The 2797-nt window shown below is 53.1% G+C and carries 2 protein-coding genes; both read right to left on the minus strand.

Translation table 11 applies throughout. The features are described 5' to 3' along the window. Positions 1-33 precede the first annotated feature (33 nt). Positions 34-2259 carry a response regulator transcription factor gene (locus AQR02_RS35235; RefSeq protein ID WP_054943032.1) on the minus strand — a complete coding sequence of 742 codons (2226 nt, stop codon included), beginning with the start codon at positions 2257-2259 and terminating at the stop codon, positions 34-36. Between the two features lie 133 nt (positions 2260-2392). Then, on the minus strand, positions 2393-2797 hold a 405-nt coding region (locus AQR02_RS34835), incomplete at its 5' end, for an IclR family transcriptional regulator (RefSeq protein ID WP_280818667.1).

The following is a 2797-nucleotide window of genomic DNA, read 5'->3' on the forward strand; positions in this document are numbered from 1 at the left end:
GCTCCTTTGTGAGCACCGGGGGCTGTTTCTTTATTAAATCTCAATCCGTTCCGAGTTCAAAATCCGCTTGTAGACCAAGGCGATAATTTGTGAGCGGTCAGTCACATTCATTTTAGTAAAAATACGGCTCAAATGGTTCTTAACGGTATGCTCACTAATGAATAGGGCGCTGGCGATTTCTTTGTTCGTCTTCCCGTGCACAATCAGCTCCAGCACTTCTTCCTCACGCGGAGATATGCCCCATTCTTCCTTTGGCAGCGTCAAGGCCGCACTGTCCAGCAGCCTCTTGCCGGCAATCACCCTTTTCTTCGGCGGTGAATCCTCATGAATCCGCAGAAAAGACTGAAACGAAGACAGCAGCTGATCCCCTACCACAGCGGTCACCGCAGAGTTCAGGCGGAACCTGGACGGATCGATCCATTTTTGCGGAGAACCTTCAAGCTGTTCCGGCTGGGCCTGTCCTCCGATATGGTGAAGCACAAGCGCCAGCACCTGAACAACTGGCGGCAAGACCGGTTTCTCCATTTCTGAATGGCAGGCTGGCAATTGGTCCACCTGTTTAAGCACCATAAGCTCAGGCTTGAAAAATCCGTATTCCGCGACAAGCTCAGTCCGGAACGGAGCCAGCAGACCCGCCAGCTTCACTTGTTCCGATTCAGCTTCTGAAAGGCCGAGGAAGCGGGCAAAGGTGCAGGCCATGTCCGATACCTCCAGCGAGAGATTCTGTAATAAGGAATGATTGCTCTGAAGAAACTCGCGTAAATTTCTCAGAAACAATTCTGACTGCTTCAAATATCTGGCGTCCTTCTCGATAAGACATATGGACGTCACGGCCAGGGCGGCAACAGTCTCCAACAGGGGCATCCACCGCTCTGCTTCTTCCCGCTGCCTGAATCCAACGGATAACACTCCCCTGAATTCATTCCCGGACATCAGTGGACATTCAAGCAGGAGGGATCCCATAGCAGTCTCGTGGAAAATGGCTGACGACAGAAAAGATTGCGGGGAATAGCGGGCTTCCAGCTCCTGAATATAGTGAGCTTCAGACTCAGGCGTCCATCCTCTGGCGAAATATGTATTAGCAGGATATCCTTTATCCTGGAAGTAGACCAGTACAGAAGACGGATAAAATGGCAGTCCCATCACTACATTAAGTATCTGTGCCCCCAGCTCATGCAAAGATCCGCTCTGCGGGAGCAGTGCCGCCGCTTCCTTAAGCCATAGTGTACCTTCCTTGCATAGCTGTGCCTGGCGCAGCAGCTCTTCTCCCCGCTCTGATATACCCAGAAGCGAAGCAATCATTTTCTCCTGGTGCCCGCTCCCGCTCTCCAGACTGTTTCTTCCTGTGCCCGCTGTGAACATAAGGGCTCTTTTGCCCTTGTTAATCCGAACAGGATAACAAGATAGATATTCAGGCATTTCCAGTCCCAGCTGAGTGAAAAAAAGCGCTCTCGGATCTTTGGAAACCGCCTGCCAATGACGAGGCTCTTTACCTAGCGCAGCCTGACCCAAAAAGCCGTCCCCTTGCTGAAAAACCGCTTCCAGCAGCAGACGGGCATCCTTTCCCGCTGCATACTTCACCCTGAATTGACCTTCGTCCGTTTCCATGGCCAAGGCATACAAATCTCCCGCTGCCGTCTCGGCCAGCATCTGCAGGACTGCTTCAATATTCAGACAATCTTCTTCCAGATTTCCCAGGAGCCGCGTCATGATCATACCGCTTCGTTCTTCCTGCGGTTTAACCGCCCAGCCGGCGAACAACTTACACAGCAGACTGCTCAGCACCGTTAATTTCTCTCTGATTTCCGCTATCCGTTCCTGGCTATACTCAGGCATAGCAAGAAGCTCCGCATGGAGCTGCTTATAGTCGGGGTGATGCTTCATTTGGGCCCCGAAAATTTTCAGCACCTGTTCCTTGGCTCCCTGCTCCATGTAAAGTCCTGACCATAAATAGTAAATCTGGCCATACCCCGAAACCAGCGGACTGACGACGTACTTCAACCCCGGAATCCACTCCTCCAAGACGGTAGGGTGTGAGAACGGGCCCAGCCGGTGCAGCGGCGGTCCAAAGGGCCGTTCGAACCCCTGCAGTGAAGCCAGCATTTCCCCGTAGAACTTTCCGGTGATTGTGGGACGGGTGATCATGTCCCCTTCCTGATCGGTAAGCACAATAGCCTGACTCATCACAGCACCAAACGTGTCTTGAAGCTGCTGAATCTCCTCCATCAAAGATTCGGGTATTCCCACTTTCATATTCATAGAATCACCCCATACCCAAAATCAACCGAAAACTCATATATAGACAAATTATCCATTTCCAATTTACTCCCACTTTACCTTTGCTTTACTTTTATTTACCCTCATCTTACGTTCCTATAACGGATAATCTTGTTTAATCGATCATCAGGCCCATTTCGGCTGCATTTTCTGTCAGAATGGCCGCATATTGCTCCAGCGTCTCCCGGGACAGCCGGCTGACAGGCCCCGATAGTGACAGGGCTGCCACCACCTTGCCGCTGCGTCCGACGATCGGTACGGCCACTGCAGCCGCTCCGGGTTCCCGTTCCTCGAAGCTGGTCGCATAGCCGCAGCGCGTAATTTCCTTCAGCTGCTCCAGATAGAGGCTCCGGTCAACCGCCTCCGGCCAGGAGGAGTCAGCCAGCAGACGCACCTGCACTTCAGGCGGCGCGTAGGCAGCCAGCACCTTGCTGGAGGCGCCTACGGACAGCGGCAGCCGGGCCCCAATCTGCGCTACGCGCCGGATTGCCTGACGGCTCTGCACCGCCTGGATGCGTAC

The organism is Paenibacillus ihuae (assembly GCF_001368795.1).
GTDB classification, from domain to species: Bacteria; Bacillota; Bacilli; order Paenibacillales; family Paenibacillaceae; genus Paenibacillus_AQ; species Paenibacillus_AQ ihuae.